Origin of the sequence: Frigoribacterium sp. 9N, assembly GCF_902506305.1 — a bacterium.
In the GTDB taxonomy this organism is placed as follows: domain Bacteria; phylum Actinomycetota; class Actinomycetes; order Actinomycetales; family Microbacteriaceae; genus Frigoribacterium.
Window position 1 is genome coordinate 225,408 of record NZ_LR733391.1, and the last position, 24,878, is coordinate 250,285.

Below are 24,878 nucleotides of genomic sequence, written 5' to 3' on the forward strand. Positions count from 1 at the left end.
TCCCATGGACACGCGGTGGCTACCGGCTCGTCGCCTCATCCGTGGCGGCATGGGAGAGGGGATAGGCGCGGTCCAGGCGGGGGCTGAGGACGACGAGGAACAAGAACATCGACAGCAACCACCCGGCGACCCAGTAGGCGGGAATCGAGAAGATCACGACGTTCGGCACGACGTCGGTGGCGACTGCGACGACCACGGCGATCGTGAAGAGCACGCCCACGCCGTAGTACAGGGCTCGGAAGCCGTCCTCGACCCGGCCTCGCCGATCCTGCTGGCGAGTCGTCCGCTCGTCGAGGGCGGTGACCGAGCGGCCGTAGTCGTCCTCGGTGACGGTGACGAAGAGGTCACGGACTGGTACGCCGAAGGCCTTCGCCACCCGCGACAGCGTGTCGAGGCTCCCGTCATTGCCCGCCTCGAGCCTCTGGACGGTGCGGACGGTCACGCCGCTCGCGTCTGCGAGGCGTTCCTGGGTCCAACCCATCTGGGTCCGGAGATCGACGATCCGTGTCTCGTTCATGCACCTCACACTAAGAACGACCAGCCCCGAGGTCCACGACACGGACCCGACAAACAGCCGACACCCTCACGACAGAACACCTCGGGGCCAGTCCCGATCATCACCTCCACCGCAGCAGACCTCGGTCTCAGATGGGGTCCGATGAACGATCGTCCATCCGGACGGCTGGCCGCCCGGTCAGAGCTGCACGTGAGCCAGTCAGCTGTCGAGCGCGAGGACCCAGAGGGCCAGTACGACACCGGTCACTACGAGCAACCCGATTCCGGACCAGAACCACGGAGCGCTCGGACCGCGTTCCGCCCTGGCCCCCGCGAGGCCGTCTCGGCGAACGGCCATCACACAGGCGCGTCCGATCAGCCCGAGTCCCCCGAGGTCGACGATCACGAGCCCCGACCAGGTCCACCACGAGAACTGCATGTGATGAGGATGGCCCATACGACCAACTCCTGTGCGCGGGCCACTTACCGGCAGCCACCTCGCCGACCGCCTGCCGCCCCATGGAAGGATCGCCCCGTGACCGACACCGACTCGACGCCACCGCTCACGCTGACACCCGGCGGGTCCCCTCGAGCGCAGGCCCTCCTCGACCGGTGGAATGTCCAATGGCAGGGTGTGCTGCCCTGGCGGTGGGCACCCCGAGAAGCGCGGCCGGAGGCATGGGTGCGCTTCCACACGCTGACAGAGGGCAGGCAACAGATTCGTCACCGTCGTGATGCCCGGGCGGTCCGCCGTCGCTTTCGACGAATCGTCCGCGCTGTCGAGCAACTGACGGATCTGCCCGCCATGGTGATCGTGTTTGCCGACGACCCTCGGCCCGGGCCCTTGCGCGATCGGGCGCTGTCAGTTCTTCCCCACCTCGAATCATGGGTCACCGACCCGCCCTTGGATTTCGGGACCGACGTGGACTGGCAAGACTCCGACCGGGATGAGGACGGGGAAGACGAGGACGGGAAGGAGTGGCCGCTGCCGACGCACTCGTTCACGACAGGCCCAGTCGAGGATCGCCTCCTCGACGCCTTGGTCATGCTCGTCCACGAACAAGACGACGACCTCATCCTCTTGGCCGAGGACCTGAGCTGGGCGATCAGTGCTTACGACGGCGGCGTCGACGTCGTCTTGTGCGACCCAGACGACGCTGCGACCCTCGCCGATTGGCTTGCACCCTGGCTTCCTCCCAACGGCTGGCCGGGCGCATACTCATGGAGCCGAAGCGCGACAACGCGCGAGATGCGTCAAGGCTTGGGTGTCGTCGACTTCGACGACGAAGACGGGAACGAGCAAGAGGGCCATGTCGGAGAGGACACGACGCCGACGTGACCGATAGGTCACCCTTGTATGGGCAGAAGCTCACGCCCCGACCGCGAGAAGACCCGACGGTGGACCACAATCGAGGCATGGTCGATTCTCGAGGTGACGCCTGGTCCGAGTTGTCGAGACTCATCGCCACCTCGCCCCTGAATGTCATGGTGTGCCCACCAGACGACGCCTCAGCCACGGCGGCAACACTGGGACTTGGCACAGGCCCCTTTCTCGGCGCGTTCGCTCGCAACACTTCTGGCGTCATGGTGGACGACGGGTGGCTGCGCCTCCTCGGAGGTAGTTCCAGCGCCGATGGCCTGCCTGGTCTCGACCAGGCCAGTGCCGGCACCACGGGGCTGCTGGTGGTTGCGTTCGACGTATTGGGCGGCGTCTTCGCCCTGGACGGCGGTGCCCTCGGCACAGGCAACGGCTCCGTTTACCACTTCTCGATCGACTCCTTGAGTTGGGAGGACCTCGAGTTGGGCCACGCGGCCTTTGTGACCAGGATGCTCGCCGGTGCGACCACGAGCTTCTACGAGTCCCTCCGGTGGCCGGGGTGGCAGGACGACATCGCCACACTGCAGCCGAGACAAGGCTTGTCTCTCTACCCTCAACCGTTCATGGCAGAGGGAAAGGACGTCAGCAGCGCCAGCAAGCGGGCCGTGCCCATGGCGGAGTTGCTCGCCGTGCACAACGACATCGCGACTCAGTTCGGAACCGATCGCGGCGTCCAAGCGACGTGGCCCTGAATCGTCCCCACCGTGCCGGAGACCGATCGTCCATCGGGCACACGACGGCCCCGTGCTTGCCCGGCAGAGCAACTATGACTGCACGAACCAAGCAACCATGCAAACCAGCCCCACAACAGCGATAAAGACCGTGAGCACAGCAGAGCGGATGCGACGCTCTTTCGACATCGCCTTGCCACCACTGACCTGAGCGGCCGTGACCACGTTCATCCCCACGGCGATTACGACGCATACGAGCCCGATCGCAAGGAGGAGGCCTGCGGGTGCCATGGCACTCATCGTGCCCTCCTACCTCGCGTGACCTCGCGTGTCCGTCCTCGTTCCACCTGCTTCTAGCTCATTCCGTCGGCGCATGGCCCGGCAGTCGACCGGCTACCGGGCAGTCTCATCGATGTCATCAGACGGCGATCTAGGCCTTTTGCTCCCGAAGAACGTCGCGAAGCCGAGCAGGCCTGACGCGGCGGCGAGCACACCGACGAGAATCGCGGCCTCGTCGCCGTCCGCTAACGAAAAACAGAAGGTCGCCAAGACCAGACCCATACCCGAGACAACGACCCCGAGCCGTCTCAGCTTGCCGACACCCCTCACGCGCTCAGGCTAGTCACCGGACCTCGCCCCGGTGGCCGATCGTCCATCGAGACGGCTCGACAAGACTCAGCTCAGCGACGTCCACGACCGCACCGCTTGGCATGTCCGTGTAGTAGTTCTCGCGGAGCTGTGCTGCGAAGAGCGTCATGTCCGTTCCCGGAGGCTCGTGAGCCTGCTCCGCTGTGGGCTCGTCGAGGCGGTACCGGCGGACCGCGACGACCTGCCCGGCGATCGGCTGCGCAGTCGGATGATCATCGAAGACGAACGTCGCGGCTCCGACGCGCACCGACTCGCCCCAGCGGACGGTGGTCACTTTCTCGCCAGCGATGATCGCGTCGTAGTGCTTTCGATGGAAGTGGACAACATGGCGAGCTTCGTCAGTCACCGGACCAGCCTGCCGCAGAATCGTCCGTCCACCGATCACCTACTGAGACGATGCGTACAACAGCTCCGCGTGCTCTCGCGGCATGAACTCGTGGGCGAACTCGCGTTCGTTCGGCACCCAGACGTCGGTCCACAGCGCCTCGTGGCGTCGACCCAGCGCCCTGTCGCGGGCCATGCCGCGGCTCACAGCGACGTCGAGCTCGACGTCGCACCAGATCGTGACGTCGAGAGAAGGCAGGGCCTCAGGGTGGAAGAGCCCGATGAGATCGACGACGAGGACGTCGGCGCGAGGAACCGGCTCCGGAACGCCCAGTGCCCGTGCCGCCCAGTCGTACCGTCGAAAGTCGCCCTGCTGCTCGCCGCGGAAGGGTTCCAAGACACTCGAGACGAGACGTCGCCGGTCCACTCCGTCCCAGTCCGCAGAGCGGAGGTGAGAGCGTGCAGGATCGAGGAAGTCGTCACCGCGCATCCTCACAGCGCCGGGTAGAGCCTCGACCATGTGGCGCGCAAGCGTGGACTTCCCCGACCCACAGAAGCCCGAGATGCCGACCACAACCGGGCGGCCGGCCGATCGAGCCCTGAGGGCCACATGCTCGAGGACTTCGCCCTGATCCATGCAACGACCCTACGAGGTCACCCCGATGACGATGCCCTGACGGACAAGATGTAGAGATCGCCAGGAGGCCTCTCTGGGAACACGACCTCGTGCTCGATTCGAGCGCGCCGGTCACCCGAGCGGGGCTAGCTCGTCATCGGTCGTGGTCGGATGAAGAGCCCCCGCCGCGCGAAGTCGTCCGAAACCGCCCAGGGGGAACTGAACGTTCGCGGCTGAAGGCTCGGCTGAACGCGTACACGGACGTGTAGCCGATGTCGGCGGCGATCTCGTCGAGCGTGTCGTCGGTGTCGCGGAGGCGGTGCGCAGCGAGGTCCATCCGCCAGCGGGTCAGGTACGCGCCCGGCGTGGTCCCGGCGAAGGTCGCGAAGCGGCGGACGAGAGTCTGCTTGGACGTCGCGACCTCGCGCGCGAGGGCCTCCGTCGTCCACGGGCGCTCAGGGGCCTCGTGGATCAGCGTCACGGCACGCAGGAGCAGCGGGTCGCGGAGGACGCCCCACCACGATGCGTCGACAGGCGGGGCGGAGGCCAGCCAGGTACGGAGGAGCTCGATCAGCAGCACGTCGACCAGGCGGTCCAGGAGGAGGTCCGTCGCGAGACCCGGGCGGGCGATCTCCCTGCCCAGGAGCCGGACGACGTCGGTCAGTGTGGCATCGAGCTGCGGGGCACCCAGGTGGACCACCGGCGGGAGGAGCGCGAAGACGGGTGTGCTCCCGGCAGGGTCGTGGGAGTAGGAGGCGCCGAGCACCTGGGTCTGCACGTCACCGTTCCCCAGGCGCAGGTCGCCGCCCTCGCGGCGGGCCTCGGCGGCGGCGGCCACGTCGCACGAGTGGACGTCGGCCCCGGGCTCGCTCGAGAGGGAATGCGCCGCGCCCGTGGCGAGGATCACGACGTCGCCGGTCATGAGCAGGCGCGGGGCCTCCCCGTCGAGGGTCAGCCAGGCGATGCCGGCGGTGACCGCGTAGACGACGGCGTCGCGGTCACGGAGCCACTCGACGCCCCAGTCGCCGCCCGCCGCGATCCGCGCACCGGCGCTCCCCCGCACCCCGGACACGTCGAGCACCTCGGAGAGAACGTCCATTTTCTCACCCTACGGCTGATCGCGCGAGGGACCCATGCTCGAAGCGCGATTGGTACTCACGGACATCATCGTGGACCTCACGCGCATTGAGTGCGCCACCGGTCGCCCCTACCGTGAATCCCACCCCGAGCGGATGCCGGGCGAGAAGACACGAGAGAAGAAGGCATTATGAGCACCACCGATGACACCGTCCCCGACGGCCTGATGCCAGCCGACGTCCTGGCCTCGACGACTCCGGTCGCCGTCTACGGTTTCGCCCGTGCGAAGGCCGGCAAGGAGCGCGAGCTGGAGGCCGCGATCCGGGCCATCATCCCGGCGGTCCGGGCCGAGCAGGGCTACGAGCAGTACGCGGTCCACACGACCGAGGAGGCGCCAGGCGCGTTCGCGTTCTACGAGCGCTGGTCCTCCGGCCCGGACATCGCCCGTCACGTGCAGCAGCCCCACATGCAGGACTACTTCGGCAAGCTGGGCGACCTCGTCGAGGGCGACCTCGAGGCGCAATGGCTCCGGCCCCTGAGCGACTGAACCGGACAGTCCACCCCGCCAGTCGCCCCCTGTGGCTCGCGGCGCTGGGCACCCGAAAAGCTCGTCCACCCGTGCTACATCGCAGAAACCCGTTCGGGTAGCGATCGTCTATCGGACACGCGAGTCCCTGTCCTCGCGCTGGGCTAACTTATGGCTGTGTTGTTCTGGCCCCGCTATGAACCCTTTCCTGCCGATGCCCAGATCCTGCCCGAAGGCGCTTTTCCCGCTCTCTACCGCCTTCGACAGCCGAGTCGAACGGATGAGCTCGTGGGCTTCCTGTCCGTCATGCCAGACTTCATCTATTCGGAGGCTGGTCCTTGGTGGAACCCTCGCTGGGTGAATGCGCGACTGGGTCTGGACTGGGTGGTCATGTACGGAGAGTTCGACACCCTGAAAATATGGCCTGACGGCGCTGCAAGCTACGGGCAGGACGATGGCTTTCCTATCGAGGACCCTGCGGATTTCGCTGAACTGGCTCGTGGGGAGTTCTTGCTCCGGGGAACTGTATTCACAGCCGAGAACGTGAACGCGCAGGCTGAACCTGCGATCTGGCACGAGCACTATGAGTTCAAAGAAGAAATCGCTCGACGCAGATACCGGTTCAAGGACGCACGCTGACCCATCGTCTATTGGGACGTTTTGAAACCGGCATCTGCACCACTGCCCGGGCTGTCCCTAGGCTGCCAACATGGAAGAGAACTTGCCGACAAAGGTCGTCGACGTCGGTGACACTCCCTCCGAGGTGGCAAGAGCCACGACGACAGACCCGTTCGAACCTCTCATCGTCATCGGGTACTGGGCCGAGCAAGGCAAGGCAGACAGCCCCTACCCAGACCCACACGAACTCATCGACCCTGATCAACCCCGAGAAGAGCGATTCGCGGTAGTCGACTACCTCACTCGCGGTCTAGTAGCCCGGGCCTACATGGGCCGATCGAGGTGTCGCATCTGCGGCGATCCCAAGAACGGAAACCTCGAGCTCACGGACGGCACCTTCCTCTGGCCCGAAGGCCTGGCCCACTATGTCCGAGACCACGACGTCCGTCTCCCAACGGCATTCGTCGAGCACGTGGTCCTGGAGGACGATCGACTACACAGCCGGCGGGATGACCGGGCCGAGTGGTGGCGGCGCAACGCTCACCTCGTCGGCCTTCGCGAAGTCTTTCCACCCGATGAAGAAGACAACCCCGACGACCAGCCGCAACGCCCTGACACCAACGCCTAGTCAGACGCCTGCCGGCGGCCCAGCCAACCTGAAGGGCTCGAAACCGGGCGCTGAACGATCCCCTAGTGCGACGCCCGGCCTTCGCGACGGACCCACATTTCGCAACCTGCTTCGGAACGAAACTGAATAGGCTTCGAACCTCGACGACATGCGTTGCCTATCGAAGAGGTAAGTGATATGCCCCAAGAAACGTCCGACCGTCTCAGCCGTTATGCGGTGGCATCCGTCGCTGTAGGTGTCCTGGCGCTGGTCTTGCTCTGGGCGTTTGGTGCGCCGACCCTTGTGACCGCATTTGGTGCCGGGCTGGGACACCTGGCATTGCAGGACATCCAGCGCACGAGATCCCGCGGCATCGCTCTGGCCTCGGTGGGCCTGATACTTGCGTACGGCCTGACGCTCAGCTCGATCATCCGGTTCATTCCATCGGCGATCAATGGGCTCAACTAGGCAGCTCCTCCTTCGCAGCGAGTTCAACAATCGCGCCCCTTCCAGGGTCCACGGCACCGACCCGACAGGCACTCAACACCCCTGCGACGGATGAGCTCACGGCGGGTAGTGGCGATCGTCACCTCTACCCGACGCGCGTCTGGCAGAAGATCCAGTCCGATGATCGATCCCCTATCGGAACGGAGCTTGCTGTAGTCCTTGGCGTACCCATCGTTGTTCCTCTAGTCCCGTTCCGGGGTCGGTCTGGCTGTCCCCGGTGTGGTGAAAGCCGTGCTTGGAGTAGAAACGCTGCGCTCGCTCGTTGAACGAGAACACGAGCAAGTGCGCGTCCTCATCCCCGAGCGCTACCTGCAGCAATTGGGCAGCAACACCGGTGCCGTGCGCTCGCTCATCGACATAGATCGTGGACAGCTCCAGCGCCGGCAGACCACCGACGGCCTGGTCGGGACGTGTGGTGCTGGCGACGCCGAGGAGGAGGCCGTCGTCAGACAAGGCCATTGATACCCGACGAGAACCGTTAGCGATCCGTTCTGCCCAGCGATTGGCTCGAGTCTGAGTGGTCGTCGCGTCGAGGAACTCGTCCGGGGCGATACCTCTGTACGTCTGCTCCCAGCAACGGGTCTGAAAGAGACCGATCGCGTCCGCGTCGCCGGTCTCGGCCTGAACGATGCGTGTCACCCATCAAGTGTGGCGCGAGGATGCCCCTCAATGCTGTAGCTGTTCGCTCACCGATCGTCTATCGGGCGCCGCGGAGGAGCCTCGTCGACGCTCGCCCACGTCGACGGGTAAACAGCTAGGAAATGAGCGTTCCATCCAGCATTCTGTTCCCATGGCCACACGATCGGACGCTGACAGCAGCGTTGTGCTCTGGCGGCCCACGGGCCCGGAGGAACTCGAGCTCGTCGAGGCGAGTGGCTGGTCACTGTGGCCCCCGAGACTGCCGGATCAGCCGATCTTCTACCCGGTGCTGAACGAGGACTACGCCGCGCGCATCGCCCGAGAATGGAACGCGAAGGCCTCAGGCGTCGGCCATGTCACTCGTTTCTCCGTGCGTCGGAGCTTCCTCGAAGGCTTCGACGTCCAGCAGGTGGGTGGGCGGAGCATCCTTGAGTACTGGATTCCGGCGGAACGCCTCGATGAACTCAACGCGAATCTCGTGGGGCCAATCACGCTCGTCAGCACATTCCGTCTCGATGACGCCGATGGCGAGATCAAGGAGTTCCGGGAGGAGTGGCCCGTCCGTAGTGCGCCGTGAGGCAGTGGGCGGGGAGCGATCCCCTATCGGGACGCCTTCAGGTCGTGTTCGGCCCTACGGAACGTATCCTTCGAATGCCAAGAGGGACCAGGGCTCCAGCCCGCTCGTGTCCAGGTCGCCTTCCGGAAGCACCCGGGTCGTGCCGAACTCGCGAGCTGCATAGTCCAGCAAGTTCGTGCCGAAGACGATGACGTCCGTCTGGTGAACGGAGAATACCGGGGCCCCTGGACCGAACGGCGCAGCCGGCAAATAGCGGTGGGCGTACAGAGGTACGAGCTGCGGCCAAGTGGCGACCTGTCGCTTCACGACCTCGGAGCGCGCCGCGAAGGAGTCGGGGCGCTCGCCCCACGACGCAGGCCAGAAGTCGTTCTTCTCGACGTCGAACAGGACACCTTCGAAAGGCTCTCGAATCGCCTTGCGGACACGCTCGCCCCCTCTGGCCCGCCAGTCGTACCAGCCATCACCCACGGGAAGCGCGAGGGTCAGGAGCTCGCGGTGGTCGGGGGCGAAACGGACGCCGTATCGGCGTTCAGCAAGACGCAACTCAGCCTCGGAAAGCCCCGCCTCGAGGGCGACACGTCGTTCTCGAAGGAGCTTGACGACCTCGGCGGCAGACACGTCGCCAGCATAGACGCGACCTGTTCGACAGCCGATCGGCTACCGGACCGGGCTGGGGCTACTTGGCGAGTTGGTGTGTGAAGTGGCGTCGGATGGCTATTGCGGTGATGAGTCCCAGCGCGGTCACGAGGGCGGTGGCGAGGAAGACGGCGTTGGTGCCGGTGGTGCCGCCGAGCCATCCGGCGAGGATGGGGCCGGCGACCTGGCCGATGTACTGCGCTGACACGTTGTAGCCGAGGACCAGGCCGACGCTCGTGTCAGGGAGGAGCCTGCGGATGGTGGCGACGACGGTGGGGGTGATGCCGCCGAGAGCGATACCGGTGAGGAAGCGGAGGATCGCGAAGGTGATCAGGTCATCGGCGAAGTACTGGGCGGCGAGGAGGAGGGTTGCGGCGATCAGGCTCATGGTGAGGACCTGCAGGTGTCCGATCCGGTCGGCGAGTCTGCCGAGGTTCGGGCCGGAGAGGATCGTGCCGAACGCGGTGAGGGAGAACACGACCGCGGCGTAGATGGCGGTGTTGTCGGTCGTGCCGGTGAGGGTGCGGACGTGCTCGGCGATGATCGGCTCGACGGAGATGGTCGCGAACATCAGCAGGGTCGACAGGCTGAGCAGGGCGAGGACCGCAGGCTTCTGCGGGACGGCGGCCCAGGAGCCCGACCGCTTCGACTTCGCAGACTTCGAGCCTTGCCGCGGGATCTCTTTGAGGAACAGGGTGGTGCCGAGGAAGGCGAGGAAGATCAGTCCACCGGTTGCGAGGAACGCGCCCTGCACGCCGATGGTCTGCGCGAGGGTACCGCCGATCAAAGGGCCCGCGATGGTGCCGGCCATGATCGCGGAGGAGAGAACGCCCAGAGCCCAGGCGGAGCGGTCCTTCGGGGTCTGCGCTGCGACGAGGATGGTGGATCCGGAGGCGTAGCCGCCGAGGAGCCCGACGAGCAGGCGCAGCAGCACGAGCTGCGTGACGTCTTGAGCCAGGCCGATGAGCGACATCGCGACCGCCATTCCAAGGCTCGCCCGGATCAGCATCGGCTTCCGGCCGAACCGGTCGCCGAGGTATCCCCACAACGGGGCAGTCAGGGCCGCGGTCAGGAACGTGGCCGCGTAGGCGATCCCCGACCAGAGGGTCACCGCCGCCGGGTCCTCGACGCCGAGGTCGCGGACATAGAGGGGGAGGATCGGCAGGATAAGCGTCATGCCGATGATGGTCGTGAACGAGCCCAGCGCGCACACGAGGAGATTACGACGCCAGATCTCTGACGTGTCCGAGGCCGATCTGAGTGAGGTCATGGGTGCTCCGAGAGTGAGGGACTTCGCAGGCTTCGCCTAAGTGGTAACCCGAAATGGTATCCTCGGATGGTATACCGAAGGAGGGTCAGGATGAGTACGAGCGAGAGCGGCGTGTACCCGGGGTTGCGGGCGGCGATCCTGTCGTTGGATCTGGTGCCGGGAGAGAAGTTGAGCGAGCGGGGGCTCGAGTCCTTGCTCGGGGCGTCACGCACTCCGATCCGAGCTGCTTTGATGCGGTTGGAGAACGAGGGGCTTACTCAACGATCGGGTCGAGGGTGGCAGGTCACTCCGATCGATCTGGCCGAGGTTCGGGCCGTGATGGAGTACCGGGAAGCGGTTGAGACCGCAGCTGTTGCTCTTGCTGTCGAGCGTGCAGGTGATGACGAACTGGCCGCTCTGCGTGCGCTCATCGACATGCCCGACGGGGACGATGAAGAGAGCGGGCTTCGGGACGGCGGGGACTTCCACGTGGCTCTCGCCCGGTTGTCTCGCAACAAGTTCCTTGCCGACGCGATGAGTGGTGCGTTGACCCGGCTCAGCCGGACGCGGTGGCTTGAGGTGCGCACTCCCGAGTCCCGTGCACACGCTCGCGCGGAACATCTCGAGATCATCGCCGCCGTCCGATCGAGGGACTCCGAGAAGGCAGTAGCGCTTGTTGTTTCCCACAGCCGAGGAACCCGCGACCGCCTGCTGGGCTACTTATCCGACGAGCGGCGCCGGCTCCGCGGTCGCGGATTCGCGATCATCGAGTCGTCCACCACTCCACCACCCCTGGTTGCTGTCTGACCATTCGCACCCGGAGCGTGCAGGTGCTTCCACCGTTTGGGGAGGCGTTCGATAGACGATCGGTCACCGACCACCGGCGGATGCTAGCCACTCCCCCGCGCCTACGGAGCACCGGCTGTCTCGATAGGTCAGTCCGAAACTGATCTCGGTGAACGATCCCCTATCGGGCACGCAGGCAGCGGAGGCAGATCAGCCGCTGTCACCCGTTATCTGCACCGGGACGAGGTACGCGGCACACGAGCCGCGATCATCACACTTATCCAGCGGACTTCCAGTGACTGGCGCCTGAGCGACCCCCACCGGGAAGCCGTCAGGAACGGGCAGGTCAGCCTCGAACGAACCGTCCGCTGCAACATCGACGCTCAGCGGTTCGGTTTGCGATGACGGGTCCGCTTCGTTTTGCAGAACCATCGAGTACTTGGCGTCGGCGCCAATGCCGAGATCGCAGTCGACCGCAGGACTGGACACTTTCACGATCCCACCGGCGACGACTTCATCCGGAAACGCGACGAGAGCAGCCGGCAGACAACGTTGGCCCTCCCTCGAGCAGGCCGACGCTGAGTTTGCTAAAAGCGTCGCAACAGCCAGCATGCCCACCACCCTCGCGAACTTATTCAATGTCGGGCCCGTCCTACTCATCCTCAGCTCGGCCAAGTTTGGCCTCAGCGCTAGTGTCTAGAACCCGCGTGACTAAGCGCAAGACACTCGCGACAACGAGAAGTCAGGGCCGAGCAAGCGTGTATTCCGGCGGGCCCCGTCCTGATTCATTGGCGTGCGGTATGCCCACTTGCCCATCGCCTACCGGGCACCGCCGATAGGCTGTCGGCATGTCTGAGCGTCATCACGTCTCTACCTCGACAGGACGGCTTGACCGCAAGCGTGTGCACTACTGGTTGAGCGAATTGTCCTACTGGGCTCAGGGCCGGTCCCGTCAGACGCAGGATGCAGCAATCGACGCATCCCGGAACTACGGCATCTACGACAACGAGACCTCGGAACAGGTCGCGTATGGCCGTGTCGTCACCGACGGGGTGACCTTCGCCTGGCTTTGCGACGTCTTCGTGGATCCCGCGGCGCGAGGGCAGGGCCTTGGCAAGATGCTCGCGGCAGCCGTCATCGATGATCTTGAACCCCTTGGCCTCAAGCGCATCCTGCTCTCCACCGGTGACGCTCACGGCCTCTACGCACAATTCGGGTTTGCCCCGCTCCGAGAGCCCACCAAGATGATGGCTCGTATCCAGTAGACGATCCCCTAGTGGGACAGGTTGGTCACACTGGAGGGGACGATACGAACGCTAAGCCAGCCCGTTCAAGCCGTCCTTCCGTCATGAGGCGGCTGGCGGACTGTGCAGTCAGCGGGGCGACACCAGGAGGTGGGCGCGGAGCAGCGTGTCGCCATCCGGCACGGTCGGATTCTCTACGGCCGACCACGAAGCTGCCGGCCCTCCGCTCATCGAGATCGTGAGCGTGTCGCCATCCCCTGGGCTGCAGCCAGACATCATCTCGTTGGGACCGCCCTCGACAACCTTCGTGAGGACGCAGAACTCGCCATCCGCGTTCCGCGCCGCCCAAAACTGCGAGCCCTCAGCCTCACCGAGGTACCGCGCCGACTCCGGGTCGAGATCCTCGAGCACCACACTCTCAACTTGGGGCAGCGCGTCCGAACTGACCTGTTCCTCAGCAAAGACGTCATCCGCTGTAGCGAAGGAGCAGCCCGCTAGCGCCCCGGCCCCCAGAAGCACTATCGCCAACCGTGCCCACTTCCCCATGTTCATGGCCTCATCCTGGCCGAGCAATGAACCCAGCGCCAGGGCAGCCGACTACTCGCCTCAAGAATCGACGTCGCAACCGTCGCGGCGAAGGATCGGCTACCGGGACAGCTCGTGATCAACTCACGAACTACGGCCCACGACACCTCGTACGGTTGGGTCATGGGCCCGTTGTCTAGCGCCGCCCTCTTCGTTGCAATCACGTGCGCGATTCTCTACGCGCTCTACTGGGTGATTCGACGTGCCGTGGTAGCAGGCTTCAAAGACGCAGAGGATCGTCCGTAGCCCGATCCCCTATCGGGCACTGCTTCGTGGGCTGGCTCCGTGGAGCAACGCAACGTGAAGCAGACGGTCCCTCCTGGGGTTGACGGATGCTCGAACCCGGTACGTGCATCGCGGTATGGCACGCTGACCTGGTGCCTCCACTGCGCCCCGCCCGACCACGTGGACCCTTATTCTTCCGACTACAGCGCTGGGGTCAACTGGCCGCGTATGTCTCTTGCATTGCCTTGGCGGCGTTCTTCATTGTCATCTCCGCATTCGCCGCGCATGATCGAGGTGAGCCCAAGATCTGGGGCACGTTCACGGAGGAGAGACGGGAATTGGCCGGCCGCCGTGGCGGTGACGTCATCATCGGCCGGTGGATTTCCGCTGACGCGCACGTAACGCTTGACGACGTCGTCTTGACAGGTTCCACCGGGCCGGACGGACACGCCTATGCCTACGCCCAGCCCACCGCCTACCTCGGCCCCAACGAAACAGTCAACGATGGCCAGTCCGAATGGGTGGGTTACGTCCTTCCACCGGTGTTCGCAGTGCTGTCGATCGCATTCCTTGTCCTTTTGCTCTGGGCCTGGGGCGACCTCGCTGCCGTGGCGTCTTGGCTCCGAGGGCTTCGACGGACTTAGCCTGCGTCACGGCGGTTGAGGACCCCACGGTTTGTCCTAGATGTCGATCGTCTACCGGACATTGCGCTCGAGCCATCCGAGCGTCAACCATGAGAAAACCAGCGGGAAGGCCCAGAAAGGCCACGCATGAAGAATCATCGAGAGCATGACGGATCGGGAGCTCTCTTTTGGTAGCAGCGAGCCGGAGCTTGACGCGGAGACCGTCGCGTCGTTCCTAAGCAAGCTGGACGAGTTGTGGGACGAAGACGCCTCAGATCAGGCGAACGTCCTGCCCTTGTTTCGAGACCGGCTCCGACAGGACTACGGAAGCGCCTTCGACCGGCTAGCGCGTGTGCATGCCGCGGCGGTCGAGGCAGCAAGTTGGGGCGCAACGGCTATGGACGAATACATTGCTGGCCTTTACGCGGATGCGAGCAGCGAGGAGGGCGAGGCTCAACGCCTTGATGAGTACGAGTGGCTCATGCGTGGGCTGGGGGCACGATCTTTGCTTGCCTTCGCTGAGGTGACATGGCTCGCTCAGGGCGGTTATCCGAATGGAGCTTTAGCCCGCGTACGAACAATGCACGAGCTCGCCATCACTGCCGCAGTCATTGCTGAACACGGAAATCCTGATGCTGCTCATCCTGAATTGGTGCAGCGGTTCTCGCGGCACCGCGAAGTTTTTTACCCGGACACGGCCAGGAAGCTGGCGGCCAGTGGCGCTCTCGAAGACGATCTATTCGACGCCGACACCCTCGACCTGCTGGCCCAAAGGGAGCAAGAACTCATCGCTGAGTTTGGCGCAGAGTTCCGTGGAGCGTATGGGTGGGCTCAGCCACTCTTTGCTCCAGGAGAGCGGATCTCGTTCACCAAGCTTGCCAATTTTGTCGAACCTAAGCTGGCGATCCTATACAGCATCACCAGCTCGCACGTACATGCCGACTCGGCGGGATGGCATCACGGGCTCATCAAATTTCGGGACGAAGACGTATTTGCCGCTGGCCCTACGAACTTGGGGCTTGCCTCATCCACCTCTCTGGCGTGCCGTCTTCTGCTGGCTTGCCTCGATCTCGTTATCCCGGCCACTATCGAGGTGGACGAGGAGAAGGACACAGATGGCGCGCTCCTCTTGACCGGGGTGCGGCATCTAGTCGAACAGGCGTTGGCAGCCATGAAGGCAGCAGAAGCAGCAGTCAAACTCCGAGAAGAGGGACTTGAAACTGAGGCCGCAGGAGACCAGGAAGGATCGCTCGACTAGCGAGTTTCTCGAAGCACCAACCATGTGACTGGCTACTGGTCGCTGCGTCGGACGGCTCTGTAGACCGTTGAGCGGGCGACGCCGAAGAGCTCGGCGATGTCGCTAGTGGTGTGGGCGCCGGTGCGGTGTAGCTGCACGAGGTGCTTCTCCTGCGAGGGAGTCAGCTTGGGCTTTCGGCCGCGGAGCTTGCCGGCGGCCTTGGCGATCGCCATGCCCTCTCGGGTGCGGGCACGGATGAGGTCGGCTTCGAACTCGGCCACCATGCCGAGGACGTTGAACAGCAGCCGGCCGACTGGGTCGGTGGGGTCGTAGACCGCTCCCCCGAGCTTCAGGGCGACGCCCTTCGTCGTCAGCTCGTCGGCAATGTCGGTTGCGTCGCGCAGGGATCGGGCGAGGCGGTCGAGCTTGGTGACGACCAGGACGTCGCCGGTACGGCACGCGGCTAACGCCTCGCGGAGGCCGGGCCGGGCTCGAGTCGTCCCCGATAGCCCGTGGTCAACATGCACGTGTTGATCGTCAACACCGAGGGCTTGAAGACCATCACGTTGTGCTGCGAGATCCTGTCCTGACGTCGAGACGCGGGCGTATCCGATGAGCATCCGACGACTGTAGCGTTTAAACCCCCGTCACCGGGCATTTTTGCGGGACAGGCATACGCGAATCCGCAGGCCAGGCGCCACTTGAGCCCAGCCGGCCAAACGCGGTCGCGAAGGTGTCCCGATGAACGACCGGCGACCGGGCGCCGGCGACACGCACGACGCGCCGCGCACCCGACGTGCGTAGGATTTCTCATCATGAAGCTCGCCGAAGCCCTCCTGCAACGGTCCGACGCCCAGCGCCGGGTCGACCAGCTGCGTGATCGCGTCACCGCGAATGCCCGCTACCAGGAGGGCGAGGAGCCCACCGAGGACGCCGCCGAGCTGCTGCGCCAGGCGGTCGACACCCTCGCCGCCCTCGAGTCGCTCGTCGTGCGCATCAACCTCACCAACGCCCGCACGACCCTCGCCGACGGCAGCACGATGACCGCCGCCCTGGCCCGCCGCGAGACCCTGCGCGCCACCCACGCCCTGCTCGTGACCGCCTCCGACGCGGCCCGCGGCGCCTCCGGCGGCTACCGCCAGCTGCGCAGCGAGCTGCGGATGTTCTCGGCCCTGCCGGTCGCCGAGCTGCGGGACCGTGCCGACGCCGTCGCCAAGGAGCTCCGCGAACTCGACGTCGAGATCCAGAAGACCAACTGGGAGGCCGAACTGCAGAACTGACCTGCGCGGTGAGTCGGTAGACGTCACCGGGGCGAGCACGAACCGCGACCGGCGGTCATCCCGGTCACCCTGCAGGCGCGGAGGGCAGCGCTACGACTCACGTCGTCACCACTCAGCCCCGCACCGATCACCGGTGACCGCGCACCCTGCATCGTTCACCACCGTGTGCTGACCGGAGACGTCGAGGGCGGGATCGGGGACCTCACCGCGCCTCCTGGGGCTGCCTCCGTCGGCACACGTCCGCGTCGCGGTCCGTCCCGCGACGGGGGCGACGATCGATAGGCTCGCCGGGTGACGGATCAGGCAGCCCGTGGGGCGTTCATCGTGTTCGAGGGCATCGACGGGTCGGGCAAGTCGACGCAGGCGCGCCTGCTCGCCGCCCGTCTCCAGGACGCGGGGGTGCCGGTGCACCAGACGGCCGAGCCGACCACCGGCCCCGTCGGCACGTTGATCCGCAACGGCTTCAACCGCCGGGTCGACCTGGACGACCGCGTCATCGCGTCGCTCTTCGTCGCCGACCGCCTCGACCACATCACGAACGCCCACGACGGCATGCTCGGCATCGTCGAGCGGGGCACGACCGTCCTCTGCGACCGGTACCACCTGTCGTCACAGGCCTACCAGGCGTCCGACGTGGGCAGCGACTGGATCGCCTCGTCGAACTCCATCAGCACCGACCTGATGCTGCCCGACCTGACGATCTACCTCGACGTCTCGCCCGAGGTCGCCCTCGAGCGCCTCGCCAGCGGACGCACGACCACCGACCGGTTCGAGGTCGACGAGCGACTCCGGGCAGCCCGCGAACGCTACGCCGAGGCCATCGAGCAGGCCGACGAGGTCGTCGTCACGGTCGACGCCGATCGCTCGACCGACGAACTCGCCGACGCCGTCTGGCACGAGGTCTCGACCCGGCTCGACCTCGGGTCGCTGGCGCGCCCGCAGGGCTGACACCGCGCCTCCTCGGGTCACCGAGCCGTCACGACGGGACGCTCGCCCCGGCACGCGAGCGACACCCCGACGGGGTCAGGAGGCGCGGGCCGCGTCGACGACGGACGGTGCGTCCGCTGCTCCCCCGGCTCCGTCGCGCGTGATCTCGGCCCAGACGTCGTCGAGCGAGATGCTGACGACAGCGGCGATCGCGGCGATGGTCGAGAAGGCCGGCGTCGCCACGCGACCGGTCTCGATCTTTCGCAGGGTCTCGGGCGACAGCCCGGCGTCCAGGGCGACCTGCAGCATCGGCCGGGAGCCACGGGCCCGCCTCAGCAGCACCCCGAGGCGGCGACCGCGTTCGATCTCGGCGGGCGTGAGCGGCAGACGGACCATGCCCCGAGCGTAGTGCGCCGACGGCCCGACTGGGATACCTTTACCGGGATGATCTTCGGCACGCGAACGGCAGGACACCCATGATCGAGATCTTGAACCCCTCCGAGATCGAACGTGCCCGGGCGACCGGCGCACTCGTCGGCACCATCCTGCAGACGCTGCGCGACCGGGTGACCGTCGGCACGAACCTGCTCGACGTCGACTCGTGGACCCAGACGATGATCGACGAGGCCGGGGCGGTCTCGTGCTACGTCGACTACGCGCCGTCGTTCGGCCGGGGCCCCTTCGGCCACTACGTCTGCACGGCCGTGAACGACGCCGTGCTGCACGGGCTGCCGCACGACCGACGACTCGTCGACGGCGACCTGCTGACGCTCGACCTCGCCGTCGTGCTCGACGGGGTGGCGGCCGACTCGGCGGTGAGCTTCGTCGTGGGCGACTCCCGTCCGGCCGAGAGCGTCCGCCTGATCGAGACGACCGAGCGGGCGCTCGAGGCCGGCATCGCGGCGGCCGGGCCGGGGGCGCGCATCGGCGACCTGTCGCACGCGATCGGCTCGGTGCTGTCGGACGCGGGCTACCCGATCAACGTCGAGTTCGGCGGCCACGGCATCGGCTCGACCATGCACCAGGACCCGCACGTGTCGAACACCGGGCGCCCGGGGCGGGGCTACCGCCTGCGGCCCGGGCTGTTGCTCGCGCTCGAACCGTGGGTGATGACCGACACCGACGAGCTCGTCACGGACGCCGACGGCTGGACGCTGCGCAGCGCGACGGGCTGCCGGACGGCCCACAGCGAGCACACGATCGCCATCACCGAGGACGGCGCCGAGGTGCTGACGCGGCGCCCCGTCCGCTAGCCCGACCGCCAGCCCCTCCGCACGGACCGGCTCAACCCTCGACGGCCGGCTGGCCCTGCCCGGTCAGGCGCAGGAACCCGCTCAGCAGCCCGAGCCCCGCGATCGAGGTGGGCAAGCCCGTCGCGAGCAGCGGGGAGTGCACCAGGAACGCCGCCCACTTCGCCCGCGACAAGGCCACGTTCAACCGGTTCGGCATCAGCAGGAAGTCCAGCCCGCGCGGGATGTCGGCGGCACTCGACGCCGCCAGCGAGACGACGGCCACGACGGCCTCCTGCCCCTGGAACAGGTCGACCGTGCCGACGGGCGTCTCGTCGAAGCCGGCCGCGTCGAGGTGTTCGCGCAGCACGGCGCCGTGGGCGTTGTACGGCGCGACGACGATGACGTCGGCCGCGGTCAGGGGCCGGGTGCCGTCGGCGTCCGACCAGTCGAGCCCGACGACCGACCGCACGATCTCGACGACCGCCCGGGCCTCCTCGACCGACGAGGTGGTGTTGCCGACGTGCGTCACCGGTTCGACGTGCAGGCCGGGTGTGACGCCCTCGAGCCGGCGGTCGGACACATGGGCGGTCAGGGCCCCGCCGTAGGACAGCTCGCTGACCGGGGCGCACAGCGCCGGATGCATGCGCCAGGTGGTGGCGAGGAAGTAGCCGTACTCGGCCGGCAGCACGTCGTGGCCGTCGGCCAACCAGCCGAGGGCCGACTCGTCGACCGGCTCGGGGTGGCTGCCCTGGCTGACCTGCGGCAGCTGCTGCGGGTCGCCGAGCAGCAGCAACCGCGTCGCGGCGACCGAGGCCGCCACGGTCGAGGCGAGCGAGAACTGCCCGGCCTCGTCGACGACCAGCAGGTCGAGGGAGGCGCGGGCCACCTTGTCGGCGTTGGCGAACCCCCAGGCCGTCGCCCCGAACACGGCCCCCACGGCCTGCCCGCCGCCGTCGACCCCGGCACCGCCCGCGCCACCGTCGGCCTCGGCGAGGAACGCGGCCTCACCGCCGGACTTCAGGGCACGCCAGGGCTGCTCGTCGGCCTGCTCGGCGGTCGTGCCCGACTTCGGCACCTTGCCCACGCGCTCGGGATCGACCCCGGCCGTGATCGCCGCCCGCAGGACGTTCTCGACCACGGCGTGCGACTGCCCGACGACCCCGACACGCCAGCCGTGCTCACGCACCAGCCGGGCGACGACCCGCGAACCGACGTAGGTCTTGCCCGTGCCGGGAGGACCCTGGACGGCGAGGTACGAGCGGTCGAGGTCGAGCAGGGTCTCGACGACGGCCGAGACGGTGTCGTTCCCGACCACGGGTGCGGGCCCGCCACCCGACCGCCGACGCGGCGGCTGCCGCCGCAGCAGGTCGAACGCCGGGTCGGGCAGCATCTCGGGCAGGGCGTCGAGCACGTGCCCACCCCATTCGGCGATCGCCTCGGGCTGGGGAGTGGCTCGGGGAGGCGCGGCGGGCGTCAGCGCGACCGGGAACGCGTCGTGCCGGTCGTCGTCGCCGGTGACGCGCTCGAGCAGCACGACCTCGTGCCGGTCGCCGTTCGAGCCGGCCTCGACCACCGTCGACCCGACGGCACCCCGCAGCCCGGGGCCGAGCGAGGCGACCCCGGGCGGGACGGGGGCGTCGTAGACGGCGTAGGGCGCGCCTCCTTCGCCCAGGCGACTGCCGGGCGCGAGGCGGCCGCGCAGCCGCACCTCGCGGCTGAGCTTGCGGGCCCGGGGCAGCTTCTGCCACTCGCGCTCGACCGAGGCCGTCTCGACCACGAACACGTCGCGGGTGTCGGCCCAGTCGTCGACCGGATTGCGGAGGCGGTCGAAGTGCTCTTGCCAGAACGTCTTGGCCTCGCGGCGGTGGTAGTCGATGGCCGACGCCGCGAGGGCGATGGCCGTCTGGTCGGGGGTGCGGTCGAGCGGGTCGACGTCGGCCACGTGCGCCGCGAGGCCCACGGCGACCGGGTTCGGCTCGCGGGGCACGCGGGCGAGCTCGAGCGGGTCGGGCGCGGTCGGGCCGTCGGGGTCGTCGCCCCGGGTGCCGTGCCGGTCGGCCAGCTCGAGCAACCAGTCGCGCAGCCGCAGGGTCGACCGGCAGTCGTACTCGTTGTAGTCGCGGACCTCGTCGAGCATCTGGTCACCCCGCGCCGCGTCGCCGGTGGTGCGCTCGGCGATGGCGTCGACGTACATGGTGATGCTGGCGGTGGCCGTCTTGACGTCGCTCTGCCGGAGGTCGTCACCCATGTAGAGCGGCTCGAGCTTCTTGAGCGAGTAGCTGTGCGACCCGACGAGCAACGCCTGCCGCACGACCGGGTAGAGGTCGACGAGCACGCCGTCGCGGAGCAGGTCGTCGACCGCGTCCTCGCCGACGCCGTGGCGGGCCGCCAGCGAGAGCAGGTGGCTGCGCTCGTACGAGGCGTAGTGGTACACGTGCAGGTCGGGGAATCGCCGGCGGCGCTCGGAGAGGTAGTCGAGGAAGTCGATCAGCGCCTGCCGCTCGCCCGCGAAGTCGTGCGCCCAGAAGGCCCGGAAGGTGCCGTCGGCCTCGACCAGCCCGAAGAGGTAGTCGAGGCCCCAGGCCCGCCCGTCGCCCTCGGTGTAGAGCGGGTCGCCCTCGAAGTCGAAGAAGACGTCGCCGGCGTCGGGCCGCGGGATCGTCCGCAGGGCGTCGGCGTCGACGACCTCGACCGCGGGCGCGCCGGTGTGGTCGCGCTCGGTGGCGAGCTGCACCCGGGCCTGCCCCCGCAGGCGGGCGAGGGCCGTCGCCCCGATGCCGGCGACGGGCCCGTCCGACCCGGCGAGCTCGTCGATCGTGGCGACGCCGGCCAGGTGCAGCCGCTGACGTTGCTCGCCGCGCAGGCCGGCGACGAGCACGAGGTCGCGGTGCTCGTCGACCTGGGCCTGGCAGGCCGTGCAGCGCCCGCAGGCGGTGACGCCCGGGTCGCCCCAGGTGAGCGGACCCTCGGCGGCGAGCCGCTCGGCCAGGGCGGCCCGCAGCCGGTCACGCTGGACCCGGTAGACCGGCAGCACGTCGGCGACGTCGTGCACGCTCTCGCTGCCGTCGCCGAGCACGAGGCGCACGGTGTCGGCCGACGGCAGTCCGAGCGCGCGGATCTGGTCGGTGTAGGCCGCGACCTGCAGCAGCGCGGGGATCTTCGCGTGGCGGGCGAGCTTGGTGTCGTAGACCTCGTAGGTGCCGTCGTCGGTGCGCACCACGAAGTCGCTGAAGCCGATGAACGATCCGTCGAAGAACGTCGCCTGGAAGAGCACGTCGGCCCCGGAGGCCATGGCGAGCCGCGCCTCCTCGGCGGCCGCCGCGTAGCCCGACGGGGCCGGACGGTCGAACTCGACGACGTCACGGGTCGCCTGCAGCGCCTCGAGGTACCGCAGCTCGTGCGCGTCGCCGAGCCGGGCCGTGCGGTCGAGCATGTCGTCGGACGCGTCGGCGACGGCGTCGACCCGGCCGAGCTTCGCGTCGAGCCGTCGGAGGAACGACCACTCGCACGCGGCCCAGGTCGTCAGGTCGGACGGGCTGGTGACCACCCGGTCGTCGTCGAGGTACACGCGGACTCCTTCTGTCGGGACGCGGCCTGGACGCCCGCCCCGAGCCTAGGAGGCGCCACCGACACCCCGGGACGCCTCACGCGGGCGAGCCGGGCGCGGTCCGCAGGTGCAGCCGCTCGCCCTGCCGACCGAACAGGCTGAGCACCTCGACGGCCCGGTCGTCGGCCCGGCCGAACCAGTGCGGCGTGCGCGTGTCGAACTCGGCCGCCTCGCCGGCGGGCAGCACGAGGTCGAGGTCGCCCAGCACGAGCCGGATGCGTCCGCGCAGCACGTACAGCCAGTCGTAGCCCTCGTGCGTGCGGAGCACGGGTTCGCTCCGAGGCGAGTCCGCAGGAATCACCATCTTGAAGGCCTGGATCGCGCCGCCGCCGCGCGAGAGCGGCACGACCGTCATGCCGTGCTGTTGCCGGGGCTTGAGGTGCACGCGGGGGTCGCCGGTCTCGGGCGCGCCGACGAGGTCGTCGAGCGGAACCCCGTGCTCGCGGGCGAGCGGCAACAGCTGTTCGAGGGTGGGCCGTCGAAGCCCGGACTCGAGCCGGGACAGGGTGCTGACCGAGATGCCGGTCCGCTCCCCCAGTTCGGCGAGGGTCACGCCGCGCCGCGCGCGCAGGGCACGGAGGCGCGGGCCGACCGCGGCGAGGACGTCGTCGGTGCTCGGGGCGTCGGCACCGGGGGCGTTCGTGGGGTGGTCCATGCCGGTCATCTTGCCACTTCGGCAACTTGGATTGCCAGCCCGACGATCCAGGTCGCAGGATCGGGTCAGGAGGTCACACCATGAACCAGAACACCCACCCGGTCGGCGCCGTCCACGACGTCGTCCACGACGTCGTCGTGATCGGCGGCGGTGCCGCCGGACTCAGCGGCGCCCTGTCGCTCGTCCGCGCCCGCCGCACCGTGCTCGTCGTCGACGACGACCGGCCCCGCAACGCTCCCGCCGAGGGCGTCCACGCGTTCCTCACCCGCGACGGCGTCGCCCCGCGCGAGCTCACCCGCCTCGGTCGCGCCGAGGTCGGGGCGTACGGAGGCGCGATCACGTCGGGCACCGTGACCGGCGTCCGTCGCGACGACGACCCCGTCGCCCCCTTCGTCGTGACCGTCACCGGCAGGGGTGGTGACGCGTCCGAGGTGCGTGCCCGGCGCCTCCTGGTGACGTCCGGCCTCGTCGACGAGCTGCCCGCCGTCGACGGCCTCGTCGAGCGTTGGGGCCGCGACGCCGTGCACTGCCCGTACTGCCACGGCTGGGAGGTGCAGGACCGCGTGATCGGCGTGCTGGCCACGAGCCCGTTCGCGATGCACCAGGCCCTGCTCTTCGGGCAGTGGAGCCGCGAGATCGTCCTGTTCACCAACGCCTCGTTCACCCCCGACGACGAGCAGGCCGAGCAGTTGCGGGCCCGCGGGGTCACCGTGGTCGACGGCCCGGTCGCGCGCCTCCGGGTCGAGGACGACGCCCTCACCGGCGTGACGCTCGACGACGGTCGCACGGTCGACGTCGGCGCCCTGGCCGTCATGCCCCGGGTCCGCTCGCGGGCGGACTTCCTCGCCGACCTCGGACTCGAGGCGACCGAGCACCCCGCCGGCGTCGGCACCCACCTCGCCACGATCGAGCCGCTCACCGGCCGATCGGCCGTGCCGGGGGTCTGGCTCGCGGGCAACGTCACCGAACCGATGGCGCAGGTCGTCGCGGCGGCCGCAGCGGGCACGATGGCCGGCGCAGCGATCAACATGGACCTGGTCACGGACGAGGTCGCGGCGGCCGTCGCCGCCCTGCGCACCGGGGAGAGGATCGACGCATGAGCGAGGCGGAGCGAGGGCAGCAGCAGCACCACCACGAGCACGAGCAGGAGAAGGAGCGACACGGGAACGGGCACGCCCACCCCGTCTTCGACCGCGACTACTGGGAGGACCGCTACGGGCAGCCCGGCCGCGCCTGGAGCGGACGCCCCAACGCCGCCCTCGTCGCCGAGGTCGCCCAGCTGGCCCCCGGTCGCGCACTCGACGTCGGCAGCGGCGAGGGCGGCGACGCCCTCTGGCTCGCCTCGCGGGGCTGGCGGGTCACGGGCGTCGACATCTCGCAGAACGCCCTCGACAAGGCGGCCGCGCTGGCCCGCGAGCAGGAGGACGTCGACCCGGCCCACCTCACCTGGCAGCAGGCGGACCTGACGGAGTGGAGCCCGACCCGCGCCTCCTTCGACCTCGTCACGGCGCACTTCATGCACCTGCCGCCCACCGACCGCGAGCGGCTGTTCCCGGCACTGGCCGACGGCGTGGCACCGGGCGGCACCCTGCTGATCGTCGGCCACGACGTCGACGCCCTGCCGGGCGGCGCCGGGAAGCACGGCGACCCGGCCATGCTCTTCACCGTCGGCGAGGTGGTCGGCGGGCTCTCCCCCGACTCGTGGCGGGTCGACGTCGCCGAGGTGCGCCCGCGTGACATGACGGGCCCCGACGGTGAGGTCTGGCACGTGGCCGACGTGGTCGTCCGCGCCACGCGCCGGGACGGCTGAGGTCGGCGCCGCCCGGGCGGCACGCGGACGCGGCCGCACGCAGGACGGGCGGGTCCGTCCGGCACGGGCGTCCTGAGACGCCCGCCCGGCACGGACCCG

Annotated in this window: 32 protein-coding genes; 16 read left to right on the forward strand and 16 right to left on the reverse strand. The window is 68.1% G+C overall.

The window, feature by feature from the left end; translation table 11 throughout:
- Nucleotides 1-19 precede the first annotated feature (19 nt).
- Nucleotides 20-517: a helix-turn-helix transcriptional regulator gene (locus tag ARTHRO9V_RS01535; protein ID WP_159825119.1), complete on the reverse strand. Its 498-nt coding sequence runs from the start codon at nt 515-517 to the stop codon at nt 20-22.
- A gap of 198 nt (nt 518-715) precedes the next feature.
- Nucleotides 716-934 carry a hypothetical protein gene (locus tag ARTHRO9V_RS01540; RefSeq protein ID WP_159825121.1) on the reverse strand — a complete coding sequence of 73 codons (219 nt, stop codon included), beginning with the start codon at nt 932-934 and terminating at the stop codon, nt 716-718.
- A gap of 96 nt (nt 935-1,030) precedes the next feature.
- Between ARTHRO9V_RS01540 and ARTHRO9V_RS01545 the strand changes: the two genes are divergently transcribed.
- Together ARTHRO9V_RS01545 and ARTHRO9V_RS01550 are read left to right on the forward strand one after the other, a co-directional pair.
- The gene (locus ARTHRO9V_RS01545; RefSeq protein ID WP_159825123.1) at nt 1,031-1,834 is read left to right on the forward strand and encodes a hypothetical protein; all 804 of its coding nucleotides are present in this window, start codon (nt 1,031-1,033) and stop codon (nt 1,832-1,834) included.
- Between the two features lie 77 nt (nt 1,835-1,911).
- Nucleotides 1,912-2,565 (forward strand): DUF2625 family protein, encoded by a 654-nt coding sequence (locus ARTHRO9V_RS01550; RefSeq protein WP_159825125.1) that lies wholly within the window; start codon nt 1,912-1,914, stop codon nt 2,563-2,565.
- Nucleotides 2,566-2,637: 72 nt separating this feature from the next.
- Here ARTHRO9V_RS01550 and ARTHRO9V_RS01555 read toward each other — a convergent pair whose 3' ends face one another.
- From ARTHRO9V_RS01555 to ARTHRO9V_RS01575, 5 genes are all read right to left on the reverse strand, one after another.
- Complete coding sequence (locus tag ARTHRO9V_RS01555; RefSeq protein WP_159825127.1) at nt 2,638-2,844, reverse strand: hypothetical protein; 207 nt, start codon at nt 2,842-2,844, stop codon at nt 2,638-2,640.
- Between the two features lie 93 nt (nt 2,845-2,937).
- Entirely contained in the window at nt 2,938-3,153 is a 216-nt protein-coding gene (locus tag ARTHRO9V_RS01560; RefSeq protein WP_159825129.1) for a hypothetical protein, read from the reverse strand.
- A 13-nt stretch (nt 3,154-3,166) separates the two neighbouring features.
- Nucleotides 3,167-3,538: an ASCH domain-containing protein gene (locus ARTHRO9V_RS01565; protein ID WP_159825131.1), complete on the reverse strand. Its 372-nt coding sequence runs from the start codon at nt 3,536-3,538 to the stop codon at nt 3,167-3,169.
- Between the two features lie 39 nt (nt 3,539-3,577).
- Nucleotides 3,578-4,153, reverse strand: coding sequence for a uridine kinase (locus ARTHRO9V_RS01570; RefSeq protein WP_159825133.1), 576 nt, complete (start codon nt 4,151-4,153; stop codon nt 3,578-3,580).
- Between the two features lie 133 nt (nt 4,154-4,286).
- Nucleotides 4,287-5,231 carry an AraC family transcriptional regulator gene (locus ARTHRO9V_RS01575; protein WP_159825135.1) on the reverse strand — a complete coding sequence of 315 codons (945 nt, stop codon included), beginning with the start codon at nt 5,229-5,231 and terminating at the stop codon, nt 4,287-4,289.
- A gap of 168 nt (nt 5,232-5,399) precedes the next feature.
- On the opposite strand from ARTHRO9V_RS01575, the gene ARTHRO9V_RS01580 reads away from it, so the two are divergent.
- From ARTHRO9V_RS01580 to ARTHRO9V_RS01595, 4 genes are all read left to right on the forward strand, one after another.
- The gene (locus ARTHRO9V_RS01580; protein WP_159825137.1) at nt 5,400-5,756 is read left to right on the forward strand and encodes a putative quinol monooxygenase; all 357 of its coding nucleotides are present in this window, start codon (nt 5,400-5,402) and stop codon (nt 5,754-5,756) included.
- 156 nt (nt 5,757-5,912) lie between these two features.
- The gene (locus ARTHRO9V_RS01585) at nt 5,913-6,374 is read left to right on the forward strand and encodes a hypothetical protein (protein ID WP_159825139.1); all 462 of its coding nucleotides are present in this window, start codon (nt 5,913-5,915) and stop codon (nt 6,372-6,374) included.
- Between the two features lie 70 nt (nt 6,375-6,444).
- Nucleotides 6,445-6,981, forward strand: coding sequence for a hypothetical protein (locus ARTHRO9V_RS01590; RefSeq protein ID WP_159825141.1), 537 nt, complete (start codon nt 6,445-6,447; stop codon nt 6,979-6,981).
- Between the two features lie 177 nt (nt 6,982-7,158).
- On the forward strand, nt 7,159-7,428 hold the full coding sequence (locus ARTHRO9V_RS01595; RefSeq protein ID WP_159825143.1) for a DUF4190 domain-containing protein: 270 nt from the start codon (nt 7,159-7,161) through the stop codon (nt 7,426-7,428).
- 171 nt (nt 7,429-7,599) lie between these two features.
- Here ARTHRO9V_RS01595 and ARTHRO9V_RS01600 read toward each other — a convergent pair whose 3' ends face one another.
- On the reverse strand, nt 7,600-8,106 hold the full coding sequence (locus ARTHRO9V_RS01600) for a GNAT family N-acetyltransferase (protein WP_159825145.1): 507 nt from the start codon (nt 8,104-8,106) through the stop codon (nt 7,600-7,602).
- A gap of 151 nt (nt 8,107-8,257) precedes the next feature.
- Between ARTHRO9V_RS01600 and ARTHRO9V_RS01605 the strand changes: the two genes are divergently transcribed.
- Nucleotides 8,258-8,683 (forward strand): ADP-ribosylation/crystallin J1, encoded by a 426-nt coding sequence (locus tag ARTHRO9V_RS01605; protein ID WP_159825147.1) that lies wholly within the window; start codon nt 8,258-8,260, stop codon nt 8,681-8,683.
- Nucleotides 8,684-8,737: 54 nt separating this feature from the next.
- On the opposite strand, the gene ARTHRO9V_RS01610 is transcribed toward ARTHRO9V_RS01605, so the two are convergent.
- Nucleotides 8,738-9,301 carry an SMI1/KNR4 family protein gene (locus tag ARTHRO9V_RS01610; protein ID WP_159825149.1) on the reverse strand — a complete coding sequence of 188 codons (564 nt, stop codon included), beginning with the start codon at nt 9,299-9,301 and terminating at the stop codon, nt 8,738-8,740.
- 58 nt (nt 9,302-9,359) lie between these two features.
- On the reverse strand, nt 9,360-10,589 hold the full coding sequence (locus tag ARTHRO9V_RS01615; protein WP_146900986.1) for an MFS transporter: 1,230 nt from the start codon (nt 10,587-10,589) through the stop codon (nt 9,360-9,362).
- Nucleotides 10,590-10,679: 90 nt separating this feature from the next.
- Here ARTHRO9V_RS01615 and ARTHRO9V_RS01620 point away from each other — a divergent pair, with 90 nt between their 5' ends.
- Entirely contained in the window at nt 10,680-11,375 is a 696-nt protein-coding gene (locus ARTHRO9V_RS01620) for a GntR family transcriptional regulator (protein WP_056260688.1), read from the forward strand.
- Between the two features lie 189 nt (nt 11,376-11,564).
- Here ARTHRO9V_RS01620 and ARTHRO9V_RS01625 read toward each other — a convergent pair whose 3' ends face one another.
- Nucleotides 11,565-11,966: a hypothetical protein gene (locus ARTHRO9V_RS01625; protein WP_159825151.1), complete on the reverse strand. Its 402-nt coding sequence runs from the start codon at nt 11,964-11,966 to the stop codon at nt 11,565-11,567.
- 236 nt (nt 11,967-12,202) lie between these two features.
- Between ARTHRO9V_RS01625 and ARTHRO9V_RS01630 the strand changes: the two genes are divergently transcribed.
- A complete protein-coding gene (locus ARTHRO9V_RS01630; protein ID WP_159825153.1) occupies nt 12,203-12,619 on the forward strand; it encodes a GNAT family N-acetyltransferase in 417 nt (138 codons plus the stop codon).
- Nucleotides 12,620-12,727: 108 nt separating this feature from the next.
- Here the strand turns inward: ARTHRO9V_RS01630 and ARTHRO9V_RS01635 are convergent, their stop codons facing one another.
- Nucleotides 12,728-13,150, reverse strand: coding sequence for a hypothetical protein (locus ARTHRO9V_RS01635; protein WP_159825155.1), 423 nt, complete (start codon nt 13,148-13,150; stop codon nt 12,728-12,730).
- Between the two features lie 503 nt (nt 13,151-13,653).
- On the opposite strand from ARTHRO9V_RS01635, the gene ARTHRO9V_RS01640 reads away from it, so the two are divergent.
- Nucleotides 13,654-14,052 (forward strand): hypothetical protein, encoded by a 399-nt coding sequence (locus tag ARTHRO9V_RS01640; protein WP_159825157.1) that lies wholly within the window; start codon nt 13,654-13,656, stop codon nt 14,050-14,052.
- Nucleotides 14,053-14,197: 145 nt separating this feature from the next.
- Nucleotides 14,198-15,289 (forward strand): DUF5677 domain-containing protein, encoded by a 1,092-nt coding sequence (locus ARTHRO9V_RS01645; protein WP_159825159.1) that lies wholly within the window; start codon nt 14,198-14,200, stop codon nt 15,287-15,289.
- Nucleotides 15,290-15,321: 32 nt separating this feature from the next.
- On the opposite strand, the gene ARTHRO9V_RS01650 is transcribed toward ARTHRO9V_RS01645, so the two are convergent.
- Nucleotides 15,322-15,888 (reverse strand): recombinase family protein, encoded by a 567-nt coding sequence (locus ARTHRO9V_RS01650; protein WP_159825161.1) that lies wholly within the window; start codon nt 15,886-15,888, stop codon nt 15,322-15,324.
- A 195-nt stretch (nt 15,889-16,083) separates the two neighbouring features.
- Here ARTHRO9V_RS01650 and ARTHRO9V_RS01655 point away from each other — a divergent pair, with 195 nt between their 5' ends.
- Both ARTHRO9V_RS01655 and tmk read left to right on the forward strand, forming a co-directional pair.
- Nucleotides 16,084-16,548, forward strand: coding sequence for a DIP1984 family protein (locus ARTHRO9V_RS01655; protein WP_159825163.1), 465 nt, complete (start codon nt 16,084-16,086; stop codon nt 16,546-16,548).
- 291 nt (nt 16,549-16,839) lie between these two features.
- The gene (gene tmk / locus ARTHRO9V_RS01660) at nt 16,840-17,496 is read left to right on the forward strand and encodes a dTMP kinase (protein WP_123569973.1); all 657 of its coding nucleotides are present in this window, start codon (nt 16,840-16,842) and stop codon (nt 17,494-17,496) included.
- Nucleotides 17,497-17,571: 75 nt separating this feature from the next.
- On the opposite strand, the gene ARTHRO9V_RS01665 is transcribed toward tmk, so the two are convergent.
- Nucleotides 17,572-17,871, reverse strand: coding sequence for a helix-turn-helix transcriptional regulator (locus ARTHRO9V_RS01665; protein WP_123569972.1), 300 nt, complete (start codon nt 17,869-17,871; stop codon nt 17,572-17,574).
- An 80-nt stretch (nt 17,872-17,951) separates the two neighbouring features.
- On the opposite strand from ARTHRO9V_RS01665, the gene map reads away from it, so the two are divergent.
- Nucleotides 17,952-18,728 carry a type I methionyl aminopeptidase gene (gene map, locus ARTHRO9V_RS01670; protein ID WP_159825165.1) on the forward strand — a complete coding sequence of 259 codons (777 nt, stop codon included), beginning with the start codon at nt 17,952-17,954 and terminating at the stop codon, nt 18,726-18,728.
- Between the two features lie 31 nt (nt 18,729-18,759).
- On the opposite strand, the gene ARTHRO9V_RS01675 is transcribed toward map, so the two are convergent.
- Together ARTHRO9V_RS01675 and ARTHRO9V_RS01680 are read right to left on the reverse strand one after the other, a co-directional pair.
- The gene (locus tag ARTHRO9V_RS01675; RefSeq protein WP_159825167.1) at nt 18,760-22,275 is read right to left on the reverse strand and encodes a TM0106 family RecB-like putative nuclease; all 3,516 of its coding nucleotides are present in this window, start codon (nt 22,273-22,275) and stop codon (nt 18,760-18,762) included.
- A gap of 76 nt (nt 22,276-22,351) precedes the next feature.
- Nucleotides 22,352-22,969: a helix-turn-helix domain-containing protein gene (locus ARTHRO9V_RS01680; RefSeq protein WP_123570750.1), complete on the reverse strand. Its 618-nt coding sequence runs from the start codon at nt 22,967-22,969 to the stop codon at nt 22,352-22,354.
- 80 nt (nt 22,970-23,049) lie between these two features.
- Between ARTHRO9V_RS01680 and ARTHRO9V_RS01685 the strand changes: the two genes are divergently transcribed.
- Both ARTHRO9V_RS01685 and ARTHRO9V_RS01690 read left to right on the forward strand, forming a co-directional pair.
- Nucleotides 23,050-24,069, forward strand: coding sequence for an NAD(P)/FAD-dependent oxidoreductase (locus ARTHRO9V_RS01685; RefSeq protein ID WP_159825169.1), 1,020 nt, complete (start codon nt 23,050-23,052; stop codon nt 24,067-24,069).
- A complete protein-coding gene (locus ARTHRO9V_RS01690; protein WP_159825171.1) occupies nt 24,066-24,779 on the forward strand; it encodes a bifunctional 2-polyprenyl-6-hydroxyphenol methylase/3-demethylubiquinol 3-O-methyltransferase UbiG in 714 nt (237 codons plus the stop codon). Before ARTHRO9V_RS01685 ends, ARTHRO9V_RS01690 begins: the two co-directional genes overlap by 4 nt.
- The last annotated feature ends 99 nt before the right edge of the window (nt 24,780-24,878 follow it).